Source organism: Clostridium polyendosporum (genome assembly GCF_018332455.1).
GTDB lineage: Bacteria > Bacillota > Clostridia > Clostridiales > Clostridiaceae > Clostridium_AY > Clostridium_AY polyendosporum.
The window spans coordinates 79,308-103,353 of sequence record NZ_BOPZ01000011.1; the positions used below are offsets into that span (position 1 = coordinate 79,308).

General features: G+C 30.3%; 28 protein-coding genes. 3 read left to right on the forward strand and 25 right to left on the reverse strand.

The window, feature by feature from the left end:
• Positions 1 to 38: 38 nt before the first annotated feature.
• The 12 genes from CPJCM30710_RS08135 to CPJCM30710_RS08190 form a co-directional block, all read right to left on the reverse strand.
• The gene (locus CPJCM30710_RS08135) at positions 39 to 1,373 is read right to left on the reverse strand and encodes a replicative DNA helicase (protein WP_212903670.1); all 1,335 of its coding nucleotides are present in this window, start codon (positions 1,371 to 1,373) and stop codon (positions 39 to 41) included.
• A gap of 244 nt (positions 1,374 to 1,617) precedes the next feature.
• Positions 1,618 to 3,516, reverse strand: a complete 1,899-nt coding sequence (gene lonC, locus CPJCM30710_RS08140; RefSeq protein ID WP_212903671.1) for a Lon family ATP-dependent protease — start codon at positions 3,514 to 3,516, stop codon at positions 1,618 to 1,620.
• Positions 3,517 to 3,530: 14 nt separating this feature from the next.
• Positions 3,531 to 3,977 carry a 50S ribosomal protein L9 gene (gene rplI / locus CPJCM30710_RS08145; RefSeq protein WP_212903672.1) on the reverse strand — a complete coding sequence of 149 codons (447 nt, stop codon included), beginning with the start codon at positions 3,975 to 3,977 and terminating at the stop codon, positions 3,531 to 3,533.
• A gap of 1 nt (position 3,978) precedes the next feature.
• Complete coding sequence (locus tag CPJCM30710_RS08150) at positions 3,979 to 5,934, reverse strand: DHH family phosphoesterase (protein ID WP_212903673.1); 1,956 nt, start codon at positions 5,932 to 5,934, stop codon at positions 3,979 to 3,981.
• Between the two features lie 41 nt (positions 5,935 to 5,975).
• On the reverse strand, positions 5,976 to 6,971 hold the full coding sequence (locus CPJCM30710_RS08155) for a YybS family protein (RefSeq protein ID WP_212903674.1): 996 nt from the start codon (positions 6,969 to 6,971) through the stop codon (positions 5,976 to 5,978).
• 17 nt (positions 6,972 to 6,988) lie between these two features.
• A complete protein-coding gene (locus CPJCM30710_RS08160) occupies positions 6,989 to 7,306 on the reverse strand; it encodes a MazG-like family protein (RefSeq protein ID WP_212903675.1) in 318 nt (105 codons plus the stop codon).
• A 297-nt stretch (positions 7,307 to 7,603) separates the two neighbouring features.
• Positions 7,604 to 7,849 (reverse strand): 30S ribosomal protein S18, encoded by a 246-nt coding sequence (rpsR, locus tag CPJCM30710_RS08165; protein ID WP_212903676.1) that lies wholly within the window; start codon positions 7,847 to 7,849, stop codon positions 7,604 to 7,606.
• 25 nt (positions 7,850 to 7,874) lie between these two features.
• On the reverse strand, positions 7,875 to 8,324 hold the full coding sequence (locus CPJCM30710_RS08170) for a single-stranded DNA-binding protein (protein ID WP_212903677.1): 450 nt from the start codon (positions 8,322 to 8,324) through the stop codon (positions 7,875 to 7,877).
• Positions 8,325 to 8,337: 13 nt separating this feature from the next.
• Positions 8,338 to 8,625, reverse strand: a complete 288-nt coding sequence (gene rpsF / locus CPJCM30710_RS08175; RefSeq protein WP_212903678.1) for a 30S ribosomal protein S6 — start codon at positions 8,623 to 8,625, stop codon at positions 8,338 to 8,340.
• Between the two features lie 142 nt (positions 8,626 to 8,767).
• Entirely contained in the window at positions 8,768 to 8,974 is a 207-nt protein-coding gene (locus CPJCM30710_RS08180; RefSeq protein ID WP_212903679.1) for a DUF951 domain-containing protein, read from the reverse strand.
• A 21-nt stretch (positions 8,975 to 8,995) separates the two neighbouring features.
• The gene (locus CPJCM30710_RS08185) at positions 8,996 to 9,886 is read right to left on the reverse strand and encodes a mechanosensitive ion channel family protein (protein WP_212903680.1); all 891 of its coding nucleotides are present in this window, start codon (positions 9,884 to 9,886) and stop codon (positions 8,996 to 8,998) included.
• Between the two features lie 13 nt (positions 9,887 to 9,899).
• Positions 9,900 to 10,181 (reverse strand): DUF3343 domain-containing protein, encoded by a 282-nt coding sequence (locus tag CPJCM30710_RS08190; RefSeq protein ID WP_246503495.1) that lies wholly within the window; start codon positions 10,179 to 10,181, stop codon positions 9,900 to 9,902.
• Positions 10,182 to 10,604: 423 nt separating this feature from the next.
• Here CPJCM30710_RS08190 and CPJCM30710_RS08195 point away from each other — a divergent pair, with 423 nt between their 5' ends.
• Genes CPJCM30710_RS08195 through yyaC form a run of 3 tightly spaced genes read left to right on the forward strand, consistent with a single transcriptional unit; the run spans position 10,605 to position 13,464 of the window.
• Positions 10,605 to 11,756 carry an aminotransferase class V-fold PLP-dependent enzyme gene (locus CPJCM30710_RS08195; protein ID WP_212903681.1) on the forward strand — a complete coding sequence of 384 codons (1,152 nt, stop codon included), beginning with the start codon at positions 10,605 to 10,607 and terminating at the stop codon, positions 11,754 to 11,756.
• A gap of 3 nt (positions 11,757 to 11,759) precedes the next feature.
• On the forward strand, positions 11,760 to 12,818 hold the full coding sequence (gene ytvI, locus CPJCM30710_RS08200; protein WP_212903682.1) for a sporulation integral membrane protein YtvI: 1,059 nt from the start codon (positions 11,760 to 11,762) through the stop codon (positions 12,816 to 12,818).
• 49 nt (positions 12,819 to 12,867) lie between these two features.
• On the forward strand, positions 12,868 to 13,464 hold the full coding sequence (gene yyaC, locus CPJCM30710_RS08205) for a spore protease YyaC (protein WP_212903683.1): 597 nt from the start codon (positions 12,868 to 12,870) through the stop codon (positions 13,462 to 13,464).
• 35 nt (positions 13,465 to 13,499) lie between these two features.
• On the opposite strand, the gene CPJCM30710_RS08210 is transcribed toward yyaC, so the two are convergent.
• The 13 genes from CPJCM30710_RS08210 to rpmH form a co-directional block, all read right to left on the reverse strand.
• On the reverse strand, positions 13,500 to 13,748 hold the full coding sequence (locus tag CPJCM30710_RS08210; RefSeq protein WP_212903684.1) for a YkuS family protein: 249 nt from the start codon (positions 13,746 to 13,748) through the stop codon (positions 13,500 to 13,502).
• Positions 13,749 to 13,812: 64 nt separating this feature from the next.
• Positions 13,813 to 14,331 carry a DUF4446 family protein gene (locus CPJCM30710_RS08215; protein ID WP_212903685.1) on the reverse strand — a complete coding sequence of 173 codons (519 nt, stop codon included), beginning with the start codon at positions 14,329 to 14,331 and terminating at the stop codon, positions 13,813 to 13,815.
• 82 nt (positions 14,332 to 14,413) lie between these two features.
• Positions 14,414 to 15,277, reverse strand: coding sequence for a ParB/RepB/Spo0J family partition protein (locus CPJCM30710_RS08220; protein WP_212903686.1), 864 nt, complete (start codon positions 15,275 to 15,277; stop codon positions 14,414 to 14,416).
• The gene (locus CPJCM30710_RS08225; protein WP_212903687.1) at positions 15,270 to 16,055 is read right to left on the reverse strand and encodes a ParA family protein; all 786 of its coding nucleotides are present in this window, start codon (positions 16,053 to 16,055) and stop codon (positions 15,270 to 15,272) included. Before CPJCM30710_RS08225 ends, CPJCM30710_RS08220 begins: the two co-directional genes overlap by 8 nt.
• 317 nt (positions 16,056 to 16,372) lie before the next feature.
• Positions 16,373 to 17,158 carry a ParB/RepB/Spo0J family partition protein gene (locus CPJCM30710_RS08230; RefSeq protein WP_212903688.1) on the reverse strand — a complete coding sequence of 262 codons (786 nt, stop codon included), beginning with the start codon at positions 17,156 to 17,158 and terminating at the stop codon, positions 16,373 to 16,375.
• A gap of 140 nt (positions 17,159 to 17,298) precedes the next feature.
• Positions 17,299 to 18,018 carry a 16S rRNA (guanine(527)-N(7))-methyltransferase RsmG gene (gene rsmG / locus CPJCM30710_RS08235; RefSeq protein ID WP_212903689.1) on the reverse strand — a complete coding sequence of 240 codons (720 nt, stop codon included), beginning with the start codon at positions 18,016 to 18,018 and terminating at the stop codon, positions 17,299 to 17,301.
• Between the two features lie 15 nt (positions 18,019 to 18,033).
• Positions 18,034 to 19,917 (reverse strand): tRNA uridine-5-carboxymethylaminomethyl(34) synthesis enzyme MnmG, encoded by a 1,884-nt coding sequence (gene mnmG, locus CPJCM30710_RS08240; RefSeq protein ID WP_212903690.1) that lies wholly within the window; start codon positions 19,915 to 19,917, stop codon positions 18,034 to 18,036.
• A gap of 10 nt (positions 19,918 to 19,927) precedes the next feature.
• Positions 19,928 to 21,307, reverse strand: a complete 1,380-nt coding sequence (mnmE, locus tag CPJCM30710_RS08245) for a tRNA uridine-5-carboxymethylaminomethyl(34) synthesis GTPase MnmE (protein WP_212903691.1) — start codon at positions 21,305 to 21,307, stop codon at positions 19,928 to 19,930.
• A 131-nt stretch (positions 21,308 to 21,438) separates the two neighbouring features.
• Positions 21,439 to 22,080 carry an RNA-binding cell elongation regulator Jag/EloR gene (jag, locus tag CPJCM30710_RS08250; protein WP_212903701.1) on the reverse strand — a complete coding sequence of 214 codons (642 nt, stop codon included), beginning with the start codon at positions 22,078 to 22,080 and terminating at the stop codon, positions 21,439 to 21,441.
• Positions 22,081 to 22,147: 67 nt separating this feature from the next.
• Positions 22,148 to 22,828, reverse strand: coding sequence for a membrane protein insertase YidC (gene yidC / locus CPJCM30710_RS08255; RefSeq protein ID WP_212903692.1), 681 nt, complete (start codon positions 22,826 to 22,828; stop codon positions 22,148 to 22,150).
• A gap of 20 nt (positions 22,829 to 22,848) precedes the next feature.
• The gene (gene yidD / locus CPJCM30710_RS08260; RefSeq protein WP_212903693.1) at positions 22,849 to 23,058 is read right to left on the reverse strand and encodes a membrane protein insertion efficiency factor YidD; all 210 of its coding nucleotides are present in this window, start codon (positions 23,056 to 23,058) and stop codon (positions 22,849 to 22,851) included.
• Positions 23,030 to 23,410, reverse strand: a complete 381-nt coding sequence (gene rnpA / locus CPJCM30710_RS08265) for a ribonuclease P protein component (protein ID WP_212903694.1) — start codon at positions 23,408 to 23,410, stop codon at positions 23,030 to 23,032. Before rnpA ends, yidD begins: the two co-directional genes overlap by 29 nt.
• A gap of 58 nt (positions 23,411 to 23,468) precedes the next feature.
• Positions 23,469 to 23,603 (reverse strand): 50S ribosomal protein L34, encoded by a 135-nt coding sequence (gene rpmH, locus CPJCM30710_RS08270; protein WP_212903695.1) that lies wholly within the window; start codon positions 23,601 to 23,603, stop codon positions 23,469 to 23,471.
• Between the last annotated feature and the right edge of the window lie 443 nt (positions 23,604 to 24,046).

Below are 24,046 nucleotides of genomic sequence, written 5' to 3' on the forward strand. Positions count from 1 at the left end.
ACTCTTGTAAATTATATCTTTAAGTAGTATTACCCTTTTTACTCTTTATGAACAACATCAAGATTACCAAACTTACTGAATTGTCCAAGCCAAGCAAGCTTAACAGTACCAACAGGACCATTTCTTTGCTTTGCTATTATACATTCACCAACATTTTTTTCTTCTGTTTCTTTATTATAATACTCATCTCTATAAAGGAACATAACAAGGTCTGCATCCTGCTCTATAGAACCTGATTCTCTAAGGTCTGAAAGCATTGGTCTATGGTCTGCTCTTTGCTCTGGTGCACGTGAAAGCTGAGAAAGTGCTACAACTGGGCACTGCATCTCCTTAGCTAATGCCTTAATACTTCTTGATATTTCAGAAACTTCTTGCTGTCTACTCTCACCACCACTTCCAGACATAAGCTGAAGGTAGTCTATAAGTATTAAGTCTATTCCATATTCTATCTTAAGTCTTCTACATTTAGAGCGCATTTCCATAACAGAAACTCCAGCAGTATCATCTATATATATTTTTGCTGCTGCTAATGGTCCTGCTGCCCTTGCAATGTTTTCCCAATCCTTATCCTCTAAATTTCCTGTTCTAAGTTTTAGCATATCTACATTTGCCTCAGAACATAGAAGCTTATAAGCAAGCTGTTCCTTAGACATTTCTAGAGAGAATATAACTACACTCTTTCCATCTCTTAATGCAGCATGTTCCGCAATATTAAGAGCAAAAGTGGTTTTACCCATAGAAGGTCTTGCAGCTATCAGTACCATATCCCCCTTCTGGAAACCAGAAGTTTTAGCATCTAGATCTCTAAAACCAGAACTGACTCCAGTTATCTCTCCCTTGTCATTAAAAATTCTTTCTATCTGCTCGAAGCTTCTTTCAAGTACTGCACTAAGAGGCTCAAAATCCCCTGTAGTTCTTTTTTCTCCTATATCAAATATTCTTTTTTCTGCACCATCCATTACCTTTTCAACTTCATTTTGATTGTTATAACAGTCCTCTATGATTTCTGTTGAGGATCTTATAAGCTTTCTTAAAGTTGATTTTTCTGAAACAATCTTTATGTATGAATTCAAGTTTGCAGTGGTAGGAACAGAACCGCTTATCTCAGTAACATAAGTAATTCCCCCTGCTTTCTCAAGCTTATCTGTTGATTTTAAATATTCTAAAAGAGTTACAAGATCAACAGCTTCATCTCTTTGGAACATTTCTACTATGCTTGAGAAAATCACCTTATGTGCATCTCTATAGAAATCTTCCCCTGTTAAGCTTTCTGCTGCCTGAGCTATTGCCTGCCTATCTATTATCATAGAACCTAATACAGACTGCTCCGCTTCTATACTCTGAGGTAAACTTCTCATAATAGGCGCATCCATATGGTCTCACTCCTCTTCAAATTACCATTCGCATTTTTAATTATGAATACTTTTTATATATTTATCAAGAAAATTTTACTTTATAAAAATAAAGAGTAATATTTTTTTCTAAAACTACAAATAATATAACTGTACCATTTGATAACTAAATCTTTGTAATAATAGCTAAATTTTTTTCTCTTGCTCTTTTCTAGAAATACATAAATAAATTAAAGCTCTCCTTTAAAAGGAAAGCTCTAATCTATTAGTCAAAAACAATTTCCATAAGTTCCTCAATGGTGCTTACTGCTTTAACCTCTATATCTGTTAAGCCCATAGGAACTTCTTTTTCGTTATCCTTAGGTATTATTACTAGCTTGATACCCTTTCTTCTGGCACCATATACTTTTTCAAATATTCCTCCAACAGGCTTTACATTTCCTCTTAGGGATATTTCTCCTGTTATTGCTAAATCTTGTCTTAAAGGTTTATTTAGGAGAGCACTTATTATACACACAGTAATGGCTGCCCCAGCTGAAGGTCCATCTATATTACCTCCGCCAATAACATTTACATGAATATCATAATCTTTTATATCCTTATCTGTTATCTTTCTTATGACAGATGCTGCATTAAACACAGAATCCTTTGCCATAGAACCAGCAGTATCATTAAATCTAACCTGACCGGCTCCCTTTTCTCTTGCTTCAAATACCATTGCTTCAATTCCTATAGTAGAACCAAGGAATCCACTAACCCCTAAACCATACACATGACCAATTTCTTCATGTGCTGATTTATTTATTCTTTCATAAGGAATATATCTTCCTATTGATATTACCTCTTCTACATCCTTTAAAGTTACTTTTAACTTTTCTGGAACATTATCCTTAACGTTATAAAGAGCATATCCATAAGCATCAGATAAGATATTCACTGCCTTTCTACCTTCTATGGTATATCTTGATATAAGTTCATCTACTCCTTGTTCAAGCTCTATTTCAAGTTTACTTGAAGCGTTAGAAATAATAATCTTTATATCTCCTGATGAAAGTGGCTCAAAATACACTTCTGTACATCTTGAACGTAAGGCAGGATTAATTTCACCTGGATCTCTAGTGGTTGCACCAATTAAAACAAAATCTGCTGGTGCACCATTCTCAAAAAGATACTTTATATATTTAGGAGTATTCTCATCATCTGGATCATAATATGAAGATGAGAATTCTACCCTCTTATCTTCAAGAACTTTTAATAGCTTGTTTTGAAGAATTTCATCTAACTCTCCAATCTCATCTATGAAAAGTACTCCACCATGAGCTTCTGTTACAAGACCTGGTTTTGGTTCTGGCACTCCTATTTCTGCTAAGTCTCTCTTGCTACCTTGATAAATTGGATCATGCACTGATCCTAAAAGTGGATTTGTTATCTCTCTTGGATCCCATCTTAAAGTTGTTCCATCAACTTCAACAAACTTAGACTCATCATTAAATGGAGTAAAAATAAGCTTTTTAGCTTCTTCTAAAGCTAATCTAGCAGCAGAAGTCTTACCTACTCCTGGAGGTCCGTAAAGTATTATGTGTTGTGGATATGGAGAAGCTAACTTTGACAATAAAGATTTTACTGCCCTCTCCTGTCCTACAACCTCCTCAAAATTTGCTGGTCTTAGTAAACTCATTACATTTTTATTTGGAGTTTTTGCATCTAACTTCTCAAGCATTGCATACTTCTTCAAAGTCTTTGCATTTTCAGGACCCTTCTGCTTTCTGATGATGCCTAATCTCATCTCATCAATATACTTTTCTTGTTTTTCTAAAAGTGCCTGTTCTACTTGACCTTCAATTCTATTTTGTATATACTTTCTTGCAAGCTCATCAGAAATCCATTTATAAGTATCTTCAAGTGCCTCATGAACATTATTAGCTGTTGGAACAACCTTTAATCCCTTACCATCAGAAACTATCTTGTTTAGTGCATAAAGCCTCTCATATATATTATTTGATTTCATATATTTATTTAATTTGTGTCTAACATTTCTTGCTTTTATAGTTCCATCATCAAGAACATTTTTAGCTACTTCAAAAAGTACATTTACTTGTGATTCTAAGTTCATTCCATTTTGAAAAATATCTTGTATAACATCAACATTATTTTGTGATTTCAATATTTAAATCCTCCTTATACTTGTGGAGTAATAACAACCTTCATCTTAGTTGTAACTTCTGGGTAAATCTTTATTTCAACTTCATAAACCCCAGCTTGCTTTAATGTATCCATAACAATCTTTTTCTTATCTATTGTTAAGTTATACTGCTTCTTTATAAGCTCTGCTACATCCTTGCTTGTTATTGCTCCAAATAATCTTCCATTATCTCCAGTTTTTACACTTAGTTTAACTTCTTTATTTTTAAGCTCTTCAGCTAGCTTTTGGGCAGCTTCAATTTCTGCAAGTTTCTTTCTTCTTTCATTTTCCTTTTTTACATTAAGAACATGCAAGTTTGCTCCTGTCGCTTCTTGAGCTAAATTTCTTGGGAATAAGTAGTTTCTTGCATACCCATCGGATGTGTTAATTACATCCCCTTTCTTTCCAAGCTTCTTTACATCTTCTAATAAAATAACTTTCATTTTATTCACCTTCCCTTAAGTATTTTGATATAGCTTCTTTTAACTTATGTTTTGCATCTTCAATAGCCATACCTGTAAGCTTGACACCTGCCATTGTCATATGCCCACCACCACCAAGGGACTCTAATATTACTTGAACATTTATCTCTCCAAGAGATCTTCCACTTATATGAATGTCCCTATTTATTTTAACAAAAACAAAGGATGCTTGAATACCTGTAATATTTAGTAGCTCATCCGCTACTTGTGCAGCAATTACAGTTTGTGTTATATCTGGTGGACAGATTGCAATAGCAATATTATTTACCACTTCAGCAGATTTTATGGTTTCAGCCTTCTTGATATAGCTATTTAAATCATTACTAAAAAACCTCTTTATATCTATTGTATCAGCACCTAATTTTCTTAAAAAAGAGGCTGCTTCGAAAGTTCTTACACCGGTTTTAAAGAAAAAGTTCTTTGTATCCATACATATTCCAGCCAGCAACCCTTCTGCTTCTAACTGACTGAGTTTAGGTTTATCTAACATATATTGAACCATTTCAGTCACAAGTTCTGAAGTAGAAGATGCATATACTTCAATATAGGTAAGTAGGCCCCCCTCTATGAAATCAGGGCTTCTTCTATGATGATCTACTATAACAACCTTTTGACATCTTTCAATTAATTCCTTATCTAGTACATAACCTCTGCTATGCACATCTACTACTATAACCAGAGTATCCTCATCTAATGTACGCTTTGCTACTTCTGTAGAAATAACTATACCTTCATATTCTTTAGTATTTTTTATCTTTTCTAAGAAGCACTCTATAGCCTTATTATCATCATTTATAAGTATATTACATTGCTTACCTAACTGTCTGACTACAGATGCAATACCTACCGCAGATCCAAAGCTATCCATGTCAGGATTTACATGTCCCATTATAAACACTTTACTACTCTCAAAAATTAAATCCTTTAATGCATGAGCTACTACTCTAGCCCTAACTCTAGTTCTTTTCTCAAGTTCCTTAGTATTACCTCCAAAGAAATATAAATTATCTCCTTTTTTTACAACAGCTTGATCTCCACCTCTACCTAATGCCAATTCTTTAGCTGTTACTGCATAAGCATGGTTCTTAGCTGGAGAATCTCCCCCTCTACCCACGCCTATACTTAAGGTGATTTCAAGCTTGTTTCCTAAGTTAATTTCTCTAATTATATCAAGAATATCAAACTTCTTATTAATTTGCACATCTATATGAGAATCTAAAACTGAAAGCACATATTGATTATTATCATACTTCTTAATCATTGCATTTAAACTTTGAGCATAAGTATTAATTGTTCTTTCTACTTCAGCAACTAATAAAGGCGCATTATTTTCTTTAGTGCTTTTTACTACCTCACTAAGATTATCTACTTCAATAAGCATTATACTTTCCTTTGTTCCCTCTGAAAGGTACGTAATATCATTAAAGCAAACTACAATAACATTCTCTTTATTATTAAGATCTACTTTATTAGCATAGACCTCATATACGTGTTTCTTACTTTTCAACTTCTGCGCTATACCCTTTTGACACTTTAAGAGTTTTTCAAGAACTATGCCTCTAACAGTTCCTGCAATGCTATCTCCTATGGAATCTCCTGCCCCAAAAGTCTCTTGAAACTTTCTATTATACCACAATATCTCTCCAATAGAGTTGGTAATTACTAATGGATAAGTAAGACTTAAGATATTTTCTTTTATAACCTCATTAATGAAATCAGATATATTGTTTGTTTTTTCTTGCCAATATAACTCTTTGTTAATGAAATAATTATATATAAATACTAAATAAACTGCAGCTACCATTAACAAAACAAACGCAGAATTTTTGAATTTTCCTACAAATAATATTATAGAAAGTATCATTATCACTATTGTAATTACTAGCATTATTTTACTATTTTGTTTAATTAACTTCATATATTTGCCCCCTTTATTAATTTATTGAGGCCGCTTATATCTTACTTTTTCTTAAATTTATTTCTTAAGGCATTTCCTAAGCTATTAGGATCTATCGCTCTTATATCAAATAACATATCTAATAATCCTAAATAAAACAAAATCATACTAAGTTGTGAGAAAAATAAAAATATACATATTACAATTATTATCTTATTAGATATATTAAATCTATATTTAAGAAAATATGCCGATATAGATAATCCTATAAACATTATAACAAATTGAAATAATGATAATGAGCTATAGAAGATGTATTCTCCTATCAATATGTGTTTTGAATTTAATATTATACCTATACATACTAATATAATTAATACTGCTCCAACCCTATTATCTAAATACCACTTTGTGAAATGTGGAATGGAATCTATTTCATATTTGAATCTTGAAAGTATGCTTTTAGTGATAACGTAATTTATCAGTGATAACATAAATACTGAAACAATTATTGCACTAGGTAGTATAGTTAGTATAGTATGAACATCTAATTGCTCTAAAGCTTGATATGCAGGATTATTTGAAGTATCAAGACCCATACTTTTATAAATATTTATACTTTGCTTAATACTATCTACTATTTGTTGTATTAGACTTGTTAACGATATACCCAATGTTACGTAAACATAAAGTCCATAATCTATTAATATTCCAATAAGATTAGACATAAAAACTATACCAATTATCTTTAATGCTTTCATTTTTCTTGAGATAGAATATCCCATAGCTATACCTGAAAATCCATAAAGAGCTGCTAATCCAATAGCTGTTATAGGATTATTGAATATAGCTATCAAAATAGCACTTACCATTATAGCTAAAAAAGCTACTGCTTTATTGTATCTTAAATAAAGTAGAGTTATTGGAAGTGGTAATAAAAACATTCCTACCATACCCAATACAGGAACAAAAGAAGTCATCATCATAAGCAAAAATATAATAATTGACATAAGACCTGCTTCTACAATTGATATTGTAGTATATTTACTTTTCTTCATCATTTCCTCCGTACAATTTAAGTCCTTTCTTTTAAATGATTATGAAGTTTACTTAATTTTTTTCCTTCCTTCTCAATTGAATCTTCTTCAACTATACCCATCTTTAACTTTTTTTTCATAGTATCATCAACTTCTAAAAATGAGTATCCAAGTTTTTCAGCTAATATATACAATATTATTATTGCTCCAGAAATACAATCTATAATTGCATCATGAGCAACATTGCTGCCTTTTGTTAAAAGTCTATAAAACTCTCCTATTATACAAATGAGCTGTGCCTTAAGTGATTCTATAGCCTTTATATCTGACATAATATTAAACTCTTCTTTCTTCATATATTCTACCCCTCATAAATACCATTTTTTATATATATATTTTAGTTTTTTTTGAACTTTATTTCAATAAATATTACCTCTAAACACAAATAACTTCAATCTAAATATTGAATAATTTACTTTCTAATTTAATATAGTTTTAAAATAAATATACTTAATAATAAACTTATTTACTTATATTAAATCATGTCTAATATACTTTTATTTTTATCCCATAATATAATTATAAATCATTAGTGTAAAAATTTGTTCCTTATATACAAAAAAAGCCCCTGATGTTCTCAGGGGCTTTATCTATTACTCAGTTGAAAATGGTAATAATGCTATGTTTCTAGCTCTCTTTATTGCATCAGTTAATTGTCTTTGATGCTTTGCACAAGTTCCAGAAATTCTTCTTGGAAGAATCTTTCCTCTTTCTGTAACGTACTTTCTTAGCTTATTGATATCTTTGTAATCTATAGCTTCAGCCTTATCAACACAGAAAGAACAAACTTTTCTCTTTGATCTTCTCATTTTACCATTTCTCTTCATATCTTTGCTCATGCTATTCCCTCCTTACCTTTAAGAATTAGAATGGGATATCTCCATCATCAACAGGAGTCATATCCTCTTCGAAGTTCATTCCACCAAATGTATTATTTGATGATGCTCCGTATTCAGAACCGCCACCGAAACCATTATCTTTGCTAGCAGTATTTCCAGCTCCTTTACTTAGGAATTGAACTTCACTAGCAACTACCTCAGTGACATATCTCTTTGTACCATCCTTGGCATCATAAGACCTAGTTTGAATTCTACCACCTATAGCCATGAGACTTCCTTTGCTCATGTAATTTGCAGTAGATTCAGCTTGTTTACCCCAAACAACAACTGGGATAAAATCAGCTTCTTTTTGACCAGTTGAAGTGTTATATCTATCAACAGCCAAAGTTAGGGTGGTTACTGCAGTTCCTGCTCCTGGAGTAAATCTTAACTCAGGATCTTTTGTAAGTCTACCAATAAGAACTACCTTATTCATTTAAATCCACCTCTTACTTTTCTTCTTTAACTATTATGTGTCTTAGAACACCATCAGTGATTCTGAATATTCTGTCTAACTCTCTTGGTAACTCTGGGTTAGCAGTAAAGTTTACTAGAGTGTAGTAACCATCATTAACTTTAGAGATTTCATAAGCAAGCTTTCTCTTACCCCAGAAATCAACATTATCAATAGTTCCTCCACCGTTTTCTATTACACCTTTAAACTTTTCGATTGTAGCCTTAACAGCTTCCTCTTCGAATGATGGGTGTAATATGAATATAGTTTCGTACTTTCTCATCAATTTCACCTCCTCCCTCTGGACTAACGGCAATGCATATGCACTGCAGGGACTTACAATGCATTATTTTAACACTATCTTTCAACTTTTGCAACAGTATTCTTATTTTAATTTATTGAATAAATGTAGTATATTTCCTATGCTATTCCTCCTGCTGCGCAACATTAGATTTAATAATCTTCTTTATACCCTTTTGGAATTTTACTCGTGGAAGCATAACTATTCTACCGCATCCAACACACTTTATTTTTATATCTGCGCCTAATCTAATTATCTCCCAATCATAACTTCCACAAGGATGCTGTTTTTTCATTTGTACTACGTCACCAAGGTAAAATGTTTGTGCCACCTTAATCCTCCTTAAAATAAACTATTTATTTTCTACTGTTTGAATTATTTGCGTCTTTGGATAAGGAATTTCTATCCCTTGACTATCTAACTCTTTTTTTATTTCTTTTCTTAATTCTCTCTCAATAGCCCATTGTGTCATAGGTTTAGCTGATCCTGTAACTCTAATAGTTATCCCAGACTGAGTAAACGAAGTTACACCTATAACTTGTGGTTTATCTATTATATCATTATTGTCTTTTGAGAACCTATCACATACAGCATTTATAACATCAATCGCATTATCTACATTTTCCTCATATGCTATTTCCATATCTACCATTATTCTCATGTTGCCTCTTGAACGATTTGTTACAGTAGAAATCGTACCATTAGGAATCAAGTGGATATCTCCAGAAAAATCCCTAAGTATTGTAGTTCTTATACCTATACTTTCTACAATACCATTTAAATTTCCTACAGTGATATAATCACCTACTGCATATTGATCCTCAAATAAGATAAAGAAACCATTTATTAAATCTTTTACCAAGCTTTGTGCACCAAAACCTACAGCTACACCACCTATACTAGCAAATGTCAAAGAAATACCATTAAATAAGTAAGAGAGTACTGCTGTTATCCCAAAAAAATACACAGTATATTTAAGAACACTTTTTAATACCTCACCTACAGTATTAGCCTTTTTTTCGTTCATAGTAAATCTTAAATCGCTCTCTACTTGATTCTTTACAAACTTATCAATTAGAGAATTGCCAATTTTGATAGCTAGGTACATTAAGAAAACAATTATAACAATAGTTGTAATTTTGAATAATACTTTATTTACTGTTTCTAAATTCACACTTTGGTTACCTATTCTTAAAACACTATTGTCAAAATCTACAGAAAAAAGAGTACTCAAAAGTATCATGATTTTCACCCCTTTATTTATATAATTTAAATTGCATATTATTTTTAATGTAAATATTTTTATACTTTACCTTTTCTTCTCTGGCTAATTCTTCTACCTTACTTAATTCTTCTTCCTTAAATCGTATGCTTATACCACAACTCTGCGTTATATGAGTAGGAGTTGGCATAACTATTATTTTTATACCCTTTGCATTTATACTTTTTTCCGCTTCAATAGCATCATGTGTGTTTTTAAATACAATTATATATTCATTCATTACCATCGCTTTATCTTTTAGACAAAGCTTTTCCACCTCCACATTTTTTATAATACGTAATCCTGTGACAAATCATAAAGATATCTTTCTCTTTAGTAGTTTGTACAATCATAATTATATTAAAAGAAATACTATAAAGAAACAAGTTAATAATTAAACTCATAGTAAAAAATATTATAAATCATTCTAAATTTCATCAATTTACAATAATCTTTAATATGATTACTACTTAAATAAACTAATAATTAACTGTAGAACCTTATAAGAACTAATACGATTTAATGCATATATTATCTAAAAATTAATATTTTTATTTATAAAATATTTCAGTGTTATAATTTTTAAACTTTTGTATAAAAATATAAATATTAGTGAAAATACTATTTCTTTGCATTATAATTATAATTATAAAAAACTATTATTTAAATCATTAAATTGATAACTTAAAGGATGATTAACATGAGTATTTATTTTGATAATGCGGCCACTACTTTTCCAAAACCTTTGGAAGTAATACAAGCGATGACAGATTATATGACTTATTATGGGGGCAATGCAGGAAGGGGTTCATCATCTACTTCTCTTAAAAGCAGTAAAATCGTATATGAATGTAGAGAATCTCTTTGTGATTTTTTTAATTTTGATAAGAGTGAGAATGTCATTTTTACTTCTAATATAACATCATCTTTAAATATATTGTTCTTAAGTATAATTAAAGAAGGGTGGCATGTAATAACCTCTTCCATGGAACATAACTCGGTTTTACGACCACTATTTAAACTTGAACAAGAAGAAAAGATTGAACTTGATGTTATTCAATGTTCAAAAGAAGGTTATCTAGAAATAAAAGACTTTCAAAAACAAATAAAACCTAATACAAAGCTTGTTGTTCTTTCTCATGCCTCTAATATAGTAGGAAGTATTCAACCTCTTAAAGAAATAGGTAATATTTGTAAACAAAGAAATATTTTCTTTATTATAGATTCAGCTCAAACTGCCGGCTCTTTACTTTTGGACTTTAAATCATTAAATTGCAATGCATTAGCATTTACCGGTCATAAAGGTTTATTAGGGCCTCAAGGCATAGGAGGATTTTTAATTGATGATATTCTTAATAACATAGCCTTACCAGTTTTTGTTGGTGGCACAGGAAGCTTATCTCATGCGCTTTATCAACCTGATTACCTTCCTGATAAATTTGAATGCGGTACACTTAATATGCCTGGCATTGTAGGATTAAAAGCTGGCTTAAATTTCATAAATAAGATAGGAATTTCTTCAATAGAAGAAAAAGAAGCTATTTTAACTAATTATTTAATTAGTTGCCTTTCTGAGATTGAAAACGTAGAAATATATGGACCTATAGATAAAAAGCCTAGAACTTCGACCATATCCTTTAATATAAAGGATATGGATTCCTCTGAACTTACATACATTTTGGACAACCAATTTAAAATTGTTACAAGAACTGGTCTTCACTGCGCTCCTTTAGCACATAAAACTATAGGTACATATCCTGAAGGAACCATAAGAATAAGCCTAGGTTACTTTAATACTATTAATGAACTGGATGTTTTTACAAATGCCATAAAGGAAATTATTAGGAGGTGAATTATGAACTATCTACAAGAAAAAATAGAGAAGTTGGCTTTTTTCTTTATAATCTATACCCTTTGTTTTTATCTATTCTTTGCAACACTAAAATATACTATGCCATTTGTGCTTGCATTGCTTTTTGCATTAATTCTAAAATATCCAACTAGACTAATGATTGAAAGGTTAAAATTGAAGGGTTGGATTGCTTCTATAACAAGTACCTTGATATTTTTTGGAATATTAATCTTTATTATAGTAATGATTTTTACTTCACTAATTAATGAAATCATAGGATTAACTGGATATCTCCAAAAGATTATATCTAATAACTCAAGTAACATATATGATTATTTTACTTTAATACAAGGTTACCTTTATAACTTAAATATCGATCCTATAGTTACTGATTCTATAAAAAATAACTTATCAACTTCTGCAACAAACATTGTTAATACATCAATCTCTGCAGGTACTGCAATTGTACAAGGAACCATAACTATTCTAGGCTATATACCGTATATAGTTATGGTTATAATTTTTACTTTAATAACCACATATTTTTTTACAAATAGAATTTCATCAACCAATCCAAGTAATATCTTCAATTATATAACTAAAGGTAATGATAAAATTATAGTAATAACAAATCATGCAAAAAAAATGCTTGCAAATTATTTTCTTTCTTATTTATTTGTGATTTTTATTACCTTCTTAATTACACTAATAGGTTTTAATATTTTTGGAGTTAAGTATGCTTTGGTCTTAAGTATATTATGTGCACTTTTAGATTTATTACCTGTTGTTGGTATGCCCCTTATCTACTTACCACTTTCAATTACAAATATAATTTCAAAAAACTACGTTGTTGGTATAGGTCTATTAATCTTATATGCTATTGTATTTGTAGTTAGACAAATAGTTGAGCCAAAGATAATGTCAAGCTCCCTCGGATTAAATCCAGTTGCTGTTCTAGCAGCAATATTCATAGGCCTTCAGGCTAATGGAATTTCAGGAATGATATTTTGTATGTTCTTAGTTGTGTTTTATGAAATACTAAAGAAAGTAGACGTTGTCTAGTATAAAAACCTCCTTAGTTGGCAATAATTCCAATAAAGGAGGTTTTTTTATGGGATATTCTTTTATTACTGATGCAACAGATACCAATTCACCATTTTTAATACGAGATTACTTATATAAGGAATTATCTCCTATACTTAAACAACATCGTCCTATAATCTTTATTTGCATTGGCACTGATAGATCTACAGGAGATTCCCTTGGTCCTTTAGTCGGAGAAAAATTAAAGTATATGCTTAGACATGATGTTTTTGTATATGGAAATCTAGAAAATCCTGTCCATGCTAAAAATTTAGATGAAGTCCTCAATGATATCAGGTCTAAATTTAATAATCCGTTTATTATAGCAATCGATGCATGCTTGAGTGATATTCAAAATGTAGGCAAGATATTTATAGAAAAAAAGCCACTTTTCCCTGGTATGGCAGTTCACAAAAACCTTCCACCAGTAGGACATTTAAGTATAGTTGGAGTAGTAAATATATCTGGAAATTTAGAGTTTATGGTTCTACAAAATACAAGACTTTATACAGTAATGACAATAGCAGATGCTATATCTAGAGGTATCTATCATTGTATTTTAAAGACAGTTGGAGGAAAGAAAAACTTACTAGATAACCAAATTGAAGGAATAATATCAAAATAATCATTTCTGTAAAACATATCTTATCTCATCATTCTCTAAAATAATGATGAGTAGGATCTATTTATTAATATATTTTCTATATCATCGACATTTTTACTTCCACTATCTATTATTAATATACCATTAGACTTATAATTATTACACATTCTTAATTGTGATAAATCTGTCTCTTTTAAATTGCATATTATTGCATCATAAACTTCGTTACATGAAACAATATTATATCCTCTTTCTATCAATTTTTCCCTTAACTCCTTGAGATCATTTGAAATAAAAATATTCATAACAAAAACCTCCTTTAGAAATATTCTTAACTTCTAAGGAGGTTTTTATTCAATAATCAATTCTTTAGTTATTATATATTTCTACATTTTGATTTATCGCTTTATTTAGCACAGTAATTTCTTCTTCTGATAAATCATATTTTGAAGTTCCGTTATCAATTGGCTTTGCATAGGTTGTACTTCCACTTCTGGCATAAAGACCTGTTAATACTACACCATCATTATCTCCATCTAGAATAGCCATTGAGAAACTCAAATCACTTCCAATATCTTCAAATGCCTTATATCTCATCATAACTATTTTTTGTGTACAACTTTTTATCTTATCATCTAATTTAATATATTCTTTTAGAGCATGCTCTGATTTTCTATTACATTCATCAATTTTATCGAGATAAGATGTAACAATATGTTCAAGGTTTTTAGTACTAACACCTCTCATTAATTTTCTATACCTTTTTTCTACTTTACCTAACGCCTTAAAAAGCACAATTATAATTATAGATAAAAGGAATATAATTATAATTAGTCCTATAAGTATATATGGAGCAAAGTCATTTACTAAGTTTAGCAATAGTTCCACTTTTTTCATCCTTTCTAGCAAAGCATCATTTTTTTATCTTATGTATTTTTAGCATTTAATGTTTCACGTGAAACATTAAATGCTAAATATTCATTATATCAAGTATCCTTTGTAAATCCTCTTGTGAATAGTATTCAATTTCTATCTTACCTCTATTATTTCTATCACTTATGTTAACTTTTGTACCTAAATGCCCCTGAAGCTTATCTTTAATATCATTGTAATATCGGTCTAGTTGATTATTATTTTCTTTTATTTTCTTTTCCTCTTTATTTTCATTTATAATCTTAATAAATTTTTCTGTTTCTCTAACAGATAACCCTTCATCAATTACCTTTTGACTAATCTCATATTGTTTACTATTATCCTGTAAACCTAATATAGCTCTACCATGTCCTTCACTTAATATTCCTTCTATTATATAGTTTTGTACTCTTTCATCTAAATTTAGAAGCCTCATAGTATTAGTTATTGTAGTTCTAGACTTTCCTATTCTTTCACTTAACTCTCCCTGAGTAAGCTGAAAATCATTTAGCAGTCTTTGATAAGCTATTGCTTCTTCAATAGGATTTAAATCTTCTCTTTGAATATTTTCAATAAGTGATATTTCAAGAAGCTCTCTATCATTTATATCCATAATTATAGCTGGTACTTCCTTTAATCCTATCTGCTTAGCAGCTCTCCATCTTCTTTCTCCTGCTATAATCATATACACATCGTCTTCTTTTTTTAATATTAAAGGTTGAATAATTCCATGTTGCTTTATGGATTCACTAAGTTCAGCTATTTTCTCATTATCAAAATATTTTCTTGGTTGATTTTCATTTGTTTTTATTTTATTTAAAGGTATTAAAACTTTCTGTTCTTTTTTATTTTCTTCTTCTAGCAGATTGTCTTCAGGAATAAGAGCTCCTAAACCCTTTCCTAAACCAAACTTCTTACTCATTTAATTTATTCACCCTTTCCTGTCTACCTAGGAATTCATTTGTTAAGCTTTCATATGCTTCTGCACCTTTACATTTATCATCATATAGCATAATAGGTAATCCAAAGGAAGGTGCTTCAGCTAATCTAATATTTCTTGAAATAGTAGTTTTATATACTTTATCCTTAAAATACTTCTCTACTTCTTTAAGTACTTCATTACTTAGGTTAGTTCTTGAATCATACATGGTCATTATTACCCCTTCAATTTGAAGGTTCTTATTTAAAGATTTTTTCACAAGTTGGATTGTATTTATAAGCTGTCCCACTCCTTCAAGTGCATAGAATTCACATTGGATAGGAATTAATACTGAATCACATGCAGTAAGTGCATTAATTGTTAAAATTCCTAATGAAGGAGGACAATCAATAAATATGTAATCGTAAAAATCTTCAACTTCCTTAAGTTTTTCTTGCAATATTACTTCTCTCTTATTTTTCCCTATAATCTCAACCTCTGCTCCTGCTAACTCCATTGTAGTTGGTGCAATATATAAGTTCTTAACTAATTGGCTTTGTTTTATTATCTCTTTTATCGAAACATCAGATGTTATTACATCATACATTGATTTTTCTAACTCTTTTTTATCAAATCCTAATCCACTTGTAGTGTTCCCTTGAGGATCAATATCTATAGCTAAAACTTTATACCCTGACATGGCTAAATATGAACAAAGGTTTATATTTGTTGTTGTTTTTCCTACTCCACCTTTTTGATTAAATATACAAATAGTTTTCATTTTTATCCCCCAAATATTAAATTAGGAGGTTTATCCTCCTTTTCCATAATAATATTATATATTTTAATTTACAATAATTAAAGTAGCTTAAACATGATAAGATGAAAAAAATGTAATTAATGACTGATTAACTTATATTTAGTTATAAAAATAAGTTATATCAGTGGTAAAATATAAATTTAATGTTTCACGTGAAACAAAAAGTGTATCTAAACCATCATTAATTTCATGGTTTAGATACACTTCTTTACTATCTTTAAAAACTAATCGCTAGATCTAATTTCTTTATAATTATAAATTTTTAACATTAACTATAACTATCTCATATTAATTTTGGGTATATTTACTATAATTTGAACATATTCTCCACAGTCTTTTGATTTATATTCAGCAGGAATTTTAAACTTATCAAACATCTGTTTTATTGAATTAACATAAATCTTTGCTGAAAATACTCCTGTTATCTTCCGTCTTTCATCCTTAACTAACTGCTTACCATTAAGCTTAAGAATCTCTTTATTAACTAACATATCTGTATTTTTAATATTAATTCCTTCTTTTATTACTTTCCTTAATATCTTTAATTGAAGTTTTTCTGTCGGAAGTGATAATACAGCTTTAGCATGACGCTCACTCAAGTTATTATCTAAACATAACTTTCTTACTTCTAAGCTCAACTTTAATAATCTAAGCTTATTGACAATAGTTGATTGCTTCTTACCTAGCCTTAACGCAAGTTGTTCTTGAGTTAAGTGATGATCTTGAATTAAGTTATAATATGCTTCTGCTTCTTCAATAAAGTTCAAATTTTCTCTTTGAAGATTTTCAAGTAAAGCCACTTGCGCAGATTGAGAATCCGTTATATCTACAACTGTACAAGGAACAGTTGTAAGATCTGCAATCTTAGCAGCTCTTAATCTTCTTTCTCCAGCAACTAATTCAAAAACTTCTCCTCTTTTTCTTACAGTAAGAGGCTGAATTATTCCATAAGTCTTCATCGATTCTGAAAGCTCTTCAAGAGCTTCTTTATTAAAAGATTTTCTTGGCTGATAGGTATTAGGAATTATTTTATCTACAGTAATTTCTATAACATCCCTATGCATATTTCACATCCGTCCCTTAAACTAAGCTATACATTGTATTTTACTATTACATAATACGGTTTTGAATATTAATTAAGCTTATTAGTTATTATTTGAATATATGTAATTATCATGTAAAATATCCACCAACATATATAACCTTACTTTAATGGTTTCTTTGTAATTGTTCCAGCTTTTCTAGGATAAACACCTGGGGTTTGCTTAACCTTTTTTACAATAACAAGATTATGTCTTAAATCTGTCTTCTCAATGTCTACCTTAATTACATCTATAAGTTCTCCACCTAGAGTGGTTATAGCATTCTTTGCTTCATTTAATTCTTCCTCTACGGAAGGTCCTTTGAGTGCAATAAAATTCCCATTAATCTTCACATATGGCATACATAATTCTGAAAGTACAGACATATTTGCCACTGCTCTAGAAGTTGATATATCAAATTTTTCTCTTAATTCTTTTTTTCTAGCTCCATCTTCAGCTCTTGAGTGAATTGTAGTTACATTATTAAGGCTAAGCTTTGCTACTACCTCATTCAAGAAGTTAATTCTCTTATTAAGTGAATCTAGTAGTGTTACCTTCACATCATCTCTCATGATAGCAATCGGAAGACCTGGAAATCCTGCTCCTGTTCCTACATCTATGATATTCTGTGCTTCCTTAAAAGCTTCTGCATTAAAAGCTTTTATACAGTCTATAAAATGCTTTTTAACTATTTCTTCATCTTCAGTTATAGCTGTTAAATTAATTTTTTCATTCCATTCCTTTAATAAGTCCTTATAAAGCATAAACTTATCGTATTTTTCTTTAGTAAGACTCATATCAACTGATTTGCATGCTGTCTCTATAAGTTCAAAGTATTCCATGATAAGGTTCCTCCATTATTGTTTCTTAACTCTAAAGTGTTGTTCTAAATATATCAATAAAACAGAAATATCTGCAGGTGAAACACCTGAAATTCTTGAGGCCTGACCTATACTTCTTGGTCTTATCTTAGAAAGTTTCTGTATAGCTTCTATTCTTAATCCCTTAATATCATTATAATTTATATCTTCAGATAATAGCTTGTTTTCAAATTTTTTAAACTGTGATACCTGTTCTAACTGCTTTTCAATATATCCCTCATACTTAGCTACTATATTAACTTGTTCTCCTATATCATAAGGTAGTTCTTCTCTCTCCATATCTAATGGAGCTACAGAAAAATAATCAAGTTCTGGCCTTTTTATTAACTCATACATACTTACTGGTTTTCTTAGTTCTACAGAGTTTAAGGTTTGAAGAAATTCATTTACTTCTCTTTTATTAGTTATTTGAAGATCTTTTAACCTTTCAACCTCTTTATCTATGTTTTGCTTTCTTATATTGAATTTTTCATATCTCTCTTCTGTGACAAGTCCAACTTCATATCCTATACCTGTTAATCTTAAATCCGCATTATCTTGTCTCAACAAAAGTCTATATTCAGCTCTTGAAGTCATCATTCTATATGGTTCACTAGTTCCTTTTGTCACAAGATCATCTATTAAAACTCCAATATATCCATCACTTCTTGTTAATATCATTGGTTCTTTTTCTTTTACCTTTAAAGCAGCATTAACCCCTGCTACAACTCCCTGCGCACCTGCCTCTTCATATCCTGAACTTCCATTTACCTGCCCTGCACCAAATAATCCACTTATATTCTTAAACTCTAGACTTAATTTAAGTTGCGTTGGATCAATACAATCATATTCTATAGCATAAGCCGTTCTTAACATCTCAGCATTTTCAAGCCCAGGTACAGTTCTTAACACTTGTACTTGAACATCTTCTGGAAGAGAAGAACTCATCCCCCCAACATACATTTCCTCTGTATCTAAACCTTCTGGTTCTACAAAAAGTTGATGTTGCATCTTATCCGGAAATCTCATAACCTTATCCTCAATAGAAGGACAATACCTTGGTCCTATACCTTCTATTAATCCGTTATACATAGGAGATCTTGAAATATTGTTCTTAATTATGTTGTGTGTTTCTTCATTAGTATATGTTAACCAACAAGATACTTGTTCCCTTGTTAAGTCTCCACTCATAAATGAAAATGGAACTATTCTCTCATCACCTGGTTGCTCTATCATTTTAGAGAAATCAACTGATCTGCTATTAATTCTAGCTGGTGTACCAGTCTTAAATCTTCTCAATGATATTCCTAAATCTAATAAACACTGTGACAAGTCATTGGCTGGGAATAATCCATTTGGACCTCCGCTATAACTAACTTCTCCAATTATTATTTTTCCTTTCAAATATGTACCGGTAGCTAAAACAACAGCTTTTGTCTTAAAATATGCACCATTCCTAGTATGTACTCCAACTATTTTTCCATCTTTTACATCTATTGATGTAACTTCAACTTGCCTTATGTATAAATTATGTTGTACTTCTAATATATGCTTCATTCTTTCCTGATACTTCTTCTTATCAGCTTGTGCCCTTAAGGAGTGAACCGCTGGTCCCTTTGATGTATTTAACATTCTTGACTGAATAAACGTATTATCAATGTTTACCCCCATCTCTCCACCAAGTGCATCAATCTCTCTAACAAGGTGCCCCTTAGCTGTTCCTCCTATATTAGGATTACACGGCATCATAGCTATACTATCAAGATTAATTGTACAAATTAAAGTCTTACATCCCATTCTAGCAGAGGCCAAAGCAGCTTCACATCCTGCATGACCTGCTCCAATAATAACTACATCATATTCTCCTGCTATATACTTCATACACCTACTCCTACTTTCCAACACAGAATTCTGAGAATATCTTATTTACTAAATCTTCTTCAAGTTCTGCACCTGTTATTTCACCTAGTGCTCTTAACCCGGAAGTTACATATATTGAAATTAAATCTAGAAATTCATTACTACTAACCTTTTCAACAGCTATTTCACAATTTTCCTTAGCTCTATATAAAGCTTGCTTATGTCTAGTATTAGTAACCATCATGCTTTCCGTATCTATTTTACCATTGAAGAATAATTCTTTTATCTTTTCTTTTAAGTCATCTATACCAAATCCAGTTCTTGCTGAAATTTCAATAGTATTTTCTAAATCCTTAATGGCTTCTAGGGAAAATTTTCTTTCAAGATCTACCTTATTTAATAATACAATATACTTCTTATTCTTAATAAATTGTATTATTTCTTTATCCTCTTCATCTAGCATTCTACTCATATCAAGCATAAATACAATAAGGTCTGCTTCATTTATTTTTTCCTTAGAACGTTCAACACCAATTTTCTCAACGACATCTTCTGTTTCTCTAATTCCAGCAGTGTCAACTATCTTTACAGGAATGCCATCTAAACTTATATACTCTTCAATAACATCTCTCGTGGTTCCTGGTATATCTGTTACTATTGCTCTTTGTTCCATTAACAATGCATTTAAAAGAGAAGACTTTCCAACATTGGGTTTGCCCACTATAACCATACTTAATCCTTCTCTTATTAACTTTCCTTCATCTGCATTCTGCAATAAACTATTAATTTGACTAATTACATAAGAAAGTCCTTCTCCTACTCTTATTGGTATACTTTCATCTGGTTCTTCATCATCCTCTGTAAAATCAACTGCATATTCAATAAGAGCTAGAACATTTAATAGTCTTTCTCTTAAAATGTTTATTTCCTGAGAAAGCTTCCCTTGACTTTGAATCATTGCAGATTTCATAGAAAGTTCAGTTTTAGATCTTATTATATCTATAACTGCTTCAGCCTGACTTAAATCTATTCTTCCATTTAAAAAAGCTCTTTTTGTGAACTCTCCAGGCTCAGCTAACCTAGCACCTGCTTTTATAACTTCTTGTAGTACTCTATTGGTAGATGTCACGCCTCCATGACAATTAATTTCTACTGTATCTTCAGCAGTAAAACTTCTAGGTCCCTTCATAAAACTTATTATAACTTCATCAATCACTTCTTCAGTATTTATATCTACTATATGGCCATATCTCATAGTATAAGTTTTAATATCAAAAATACTTTTTTCACTTTTACTCTTAAATATTTTTGATACTATATTTAATACATTATCTCCTGAAATCCTAATAATAGAGATTCCACCTTCGCCCATTGCAGTAGCAACAGCTGCAATTGTATCAAATTCTTTCATTTTTTCCTCCTTTAAAAACTGAAAAGTCTATAAAAGTATGTTCTCTCTCACTAAAAGCTAATATTCATTTTACATAAGTATTAAAAGTTAGTCAAAATTTATATAAATTTGTATAAAGTAAAAAGAAAGCCCTATTGGCTTTCCTTTTGACCTCTTCTTAAATCAATTACTATTTTTCTAAATGGTTCTTCCCCTTCACTATAAGTATACACAGATGAATCATTTTGAAGGGCAGAATGAATTACTCTTCTTTCATATGGGTTCATAGGTTCTAGCTTGAAAGGTCTTCCAGATTTTCTTACTTTATAAGCAGTTTTTTCAGCTAATCTCTTTAGAGTTTCTTCTCTTTTACCTCTATAATTTTCCGTATCAAGAACTACTCTCTTATAAGTAATATCATGTCCCTTGTTTATCACTAGGCTTACTAAATATTGAAGAGAGTCTAAAGTCTCTCCTCTATAACCTATAATTAGTCCCATTTTCGGTCCAACAAGATTAATATTCACAACATCTCGTTCTTCCTTTATTCTTATCTCCGCTTTTATATCCATTAAATTAAGAACATTTCTTAAGAAGTTTTTTGCCTCAAGAATATAATCTCTCTTAACTGTTACTAGAATCCTTGCTGGTTTAGTACCAATTAAATTAAATAATCCTCTGCTACCTTCTTCTACTACCTTATATTCGATCTTATCTTCCGTTACATTTAGTTCTTTCAAAGCATTTTTTATAGCTTCTTCAACAGTTCTTCCTGTCATTTCTAAAGTTTTCATCATACCATATTCACCCACCTTACAAAGCTAAAAAATAGTCTTACTTTAACCTATTACGATTATAAAATTACGCTTCTAAAGCTTTCTTCTTTGCTGGTATAACTACTAAAAAATAAGTTTGTGCTACTTGAATTAAATTACCCATTATCCAATATAAAACTAGAGCAGATCTAAAGTTAATAGCAAAAAAGCCCATCATAATAGCCATTCCTATATTCATTGATCCCATATTCATACCTGTATTTTCTTGACCAGTATTATTTGAGTTCTTTGTCATTAGATATGAAGATAAATAAGTTGTTGCTGCTGATAATATAGGAAGAATATAAAACTTATCTGGTGCATAAAGATCCTTTATCCATAAGAATGAAGCACCTTCTACGTTTATCCCCATGAAAACATAGTATAATGCAAATAGTATAGGCATTTGTATTATTAAAGGTAAGCACCCGCTGAATGGATTTACGTTGTTTTCTTTATAAAGTTTCATCATTTCTGCCTGTGATTTTTGAGGATCATTTTTATACTTAGTTTGTAATTCTTTAATTTGAGGTTGAATCTCTTGCATTTTAGCTTGTGAGTTAATTTGTTTTATATTTAAAGGTAATAATATTAATCTTACTAATAAAGTTAATAAGAAAATAGCAAGAACATACGATGTTCCTTTATGGGTAACCCCTACATTTAAAACAAAAGAATGTAACCCATTAAATATTTCTGTCAAAAAATTTACTATTGGCGTTAACAAATTCCTAACCTCCTATAACGCTATTTCACGGGGTCATATCCACCCTCATGAAATGGATGGCATCTTAAAATTCTTTTTATACTCATATAGCCACCCTTAAATACCCCATATTTTTCTATGGCTTCAAGTGCATATTGTGAACAGGTAGGATAATATATACAACAAGGTTTTTTTAAAGGTGATATAACTTTTCTATAAAAATTAATTAACCCTATTAAAATCCTTTTCATTTACAGCTAACCCTGCCTTATAAAATAAATTAATCATCGCTTTTTGTATATCCCAGTATGTCTTTTCATTTATAGCCACTCTTGCAATGAAAACTAAATCATGACCTGTCCTAACGTTATCATTATTTAAACGATAGCTCTCACTAATCAGTCTTTTAACTCTACTTCTTACTACACTTTTTCCTACCTTTTTACTAACAGATATTCCAACTCTGTTATAAGGTGTACCACTTTTATCTTTATTCCTTCTATTATTATATATATATAAGACAAGCAGTTCATTAGAGAATGACTTTCCCCTTCTATAGACATTTCTAAATTCAATATTTTTTCTGAGTTTTTCCATTGTCATAGTTTCAATCTTTCTCCTTTTTTTCTGCAATTGCAGAAAAAGGCCACAAAAGCGGCCCTTATGCTGTCAATTTCTTTCTACCTTTTAATCTTCTTCTCTTAACTACGTTTCTACCTGCTGCACTGCTCATTCTTTTTCTGAAACCATGCTCTCTTTTTCTTTGTCTTTTCTTAGGTTGGTATGTCATGAACATTACTAATACACCCCCTTAGTCAATTATTTTTATAGCCAAAAACTATATGCCATTCAAAACTTATAGCAATTTACGTTTTACTTTTTAATTATATAGGTCAAGTGTTATAATGTCAAGATTTTCGATAGTTGTTGATAATTTTATACACAAAATTATTTTTTGTGGATAATTTGTTGAATAACTTCAATTTTTTATGCTATTATAAAATGGTTCTGTGAATAAGTTGTTTATATTTTTCACTTTATCCACAAGTGTGGATAACCATGTGAATAAGTTGTTCCATTTCATATAACCTGTATTCACTTTATATATTCTTAGCCATTTTTCCGAGATTATACCTTGTTGATATCTTTATTTTTTTATATAGTAACTACTATTAATAACTTTATATAAATAAACATATCAACAATATTATCAACATGTGAATAATTTTATTTACATAG

What these genes read in the sequence shown, in the direction of transcription:
- CPJCM30710_RS08195 (WP_212903681.1), top strand. Translation starts at nt 10,605, where the DNA reads ATGAGTATTTATTTTGATAATGCGGCCACTACTTTTCCAAAACCTTTG.
- CPJCM30710_RS08170 (WP_212903677.1), bottom strand. Translation starts at nt 8,324, where the DNA reads ATGAATAAGGTAGTTCTTATTGGTAGACTTACAAAAGATCCTGAGTTA.
- CPJCM30710_RS08225 (WP_212903687.1), bottom strand. Translation starts at nt 16,055, where the DNA reads ATGAAAACTATTTGTATATTTAATCAAAAAGGTGGAGTAGGAAAAACA.
- mnmE (WP_212903691.1), bottom strand. Translation starts at nt 21,307, where the DNA reads ATGAAAGAATTTGATACAATTGCAGCTGTTGCTACTGCAATGGGCGAA.
- CPJCM30710_RS08150 (WP_212903673.1), bottom strand. Translation starts at nt 5,934, where the DNA reads ATGAAGTTAATTAAACAAAATAGTAAAATAATGCTAGTAATTACAATA.
- CPJCM30710_RS08160 (WP_212903675.1), bottom strand. Translation starts at nt 7,306, where the DNA reads ATGAAGAAAGAAGAGTTTAATATTATGTCAGATATAAAGGCTATAGAA.
- jag (WP_212903701.1), bottom strand. Translation starts at nt 22,080, where the DNA reads ATGAAAACTTTAGAAATGACAGGAAGAACTGTTGAAGAAGCTATAAAA.
- CPJCM30710_RS08135 (WP_212903670.1), bottom strand. Translation starts at nt 1,373, where the DNA reads ATGGATGCGCCTATTATGAGAAGTTTACCTCAGAGTATAGAAGCGGAG.
- rsmG (WP_212903689.1), bottom strand. Translation starts at nt 18,018, where the DNA reads ATGGAATACTTTGAACTTATAGAGACAGCATGCAAATCAGTTGATATG.
- yidD (WP_212903693.1), bottom strand. Translation starts at nt 23,058, where the DNA reads ATGAAAAGGATTTTAATAGGGTTAATTAATTTTTATAGAAAAGTTATA.
- CPJCM30710_RS08155 (WP_212903674.1), bottom strand. Translation starts at nt 6,971, where the DNA reads ATGAAGAAAAGTAAATATACTACAATATCAATTGTAGAAGCAGGTCTT.
- rpsF (WP_212903678.1), bottom strand. Translation starts at nt 8,625, where the DNA reads ATGAGAAAGTACGAAACTATATTCATATTACACCCATCATTCGAAGAG.
- rpmH (WP_212903695.1), bottom strand. Translation starts at nt 23,603, where the DNA reads ATGTTCATGACATACCAACCTAAGAAAAGACAAAGAAAAAGAGAGCAT.
- CPJCM30710_RS08230 (WP_212903688.1), bottom strand. Translation starts at nt 17,158, where the DNA reads ATGCATAGGGATGTTATAGAAATTACTGTAGATAAAATAATTCCTAAT.
- rpsR (WP_212903676.1), bottom strand. Translation starts at nt 7,849, where the DNA reads ATGAGCAAAGATATGAAGAGAAATGGTAAAATGAGAAGATCAAAGAGA.
- yyaC (WP_212903683.1), top strand. Translation starts at nt 12,868, where the DNA reads ATGGGATATTCTTTTATTACTGATGCAACAGATACCAATTCACCATTT.
- CPJCM30710_RS08185 (WP_212903680.1), bottom strand. Translation starts at nt 9,886, where the DNA reads ATGATACTTTTGAGTACTCTTTTTTCTGTAGATTTTGACAATAGTGTT.
- CPJCM30710_RS08210 (WP_212903684.1), bottom strand. Translation starts at nt 13,748, where the DNA reads ATGAATATTTTTATTTCAAATGATCTCAAGGAGTTAAGGGAAAAATTG.
- ytvI (WP_212903682.1), top strand. Translation starts at nt 11,760, where the DNA reads ATGAACTATCTACAAGAAAAAATAGAGAAGTTGGCTTTTTTCTTTATA.
- rplI (WP_212903672.1), bottom strand. Translation starts at nt 3,977, where the DNA reads ATGAAAGTTATTTTATTAGAAGATGTAAAGAAGCTTGGAAAGAAAGGG.
- CPJCM30710_RS08220 (WP_212903686.1), bottom strand. Translation starts at nt 15,277, where the DNA reads ATGAGTAAGAAGTTTGGTTTAGGAAAGGGTTTAGGAGCTCTTATTCCT.
- mnmG (WP_212903690.1), bottom strand. Translation starts at nt 19,917, where the DNA reads ATGAAGTATATAGCAGGAGAATATGATGTAGTTATTATTGGAGCAGGT.
- rnpA (WP_212903694.1), bottom strand. Translation starts at nt 23,410, where the DNA reads ATGACAATGGAAAAACTCAGAAAAAATATTGAATTTAGAAATGTCTAT.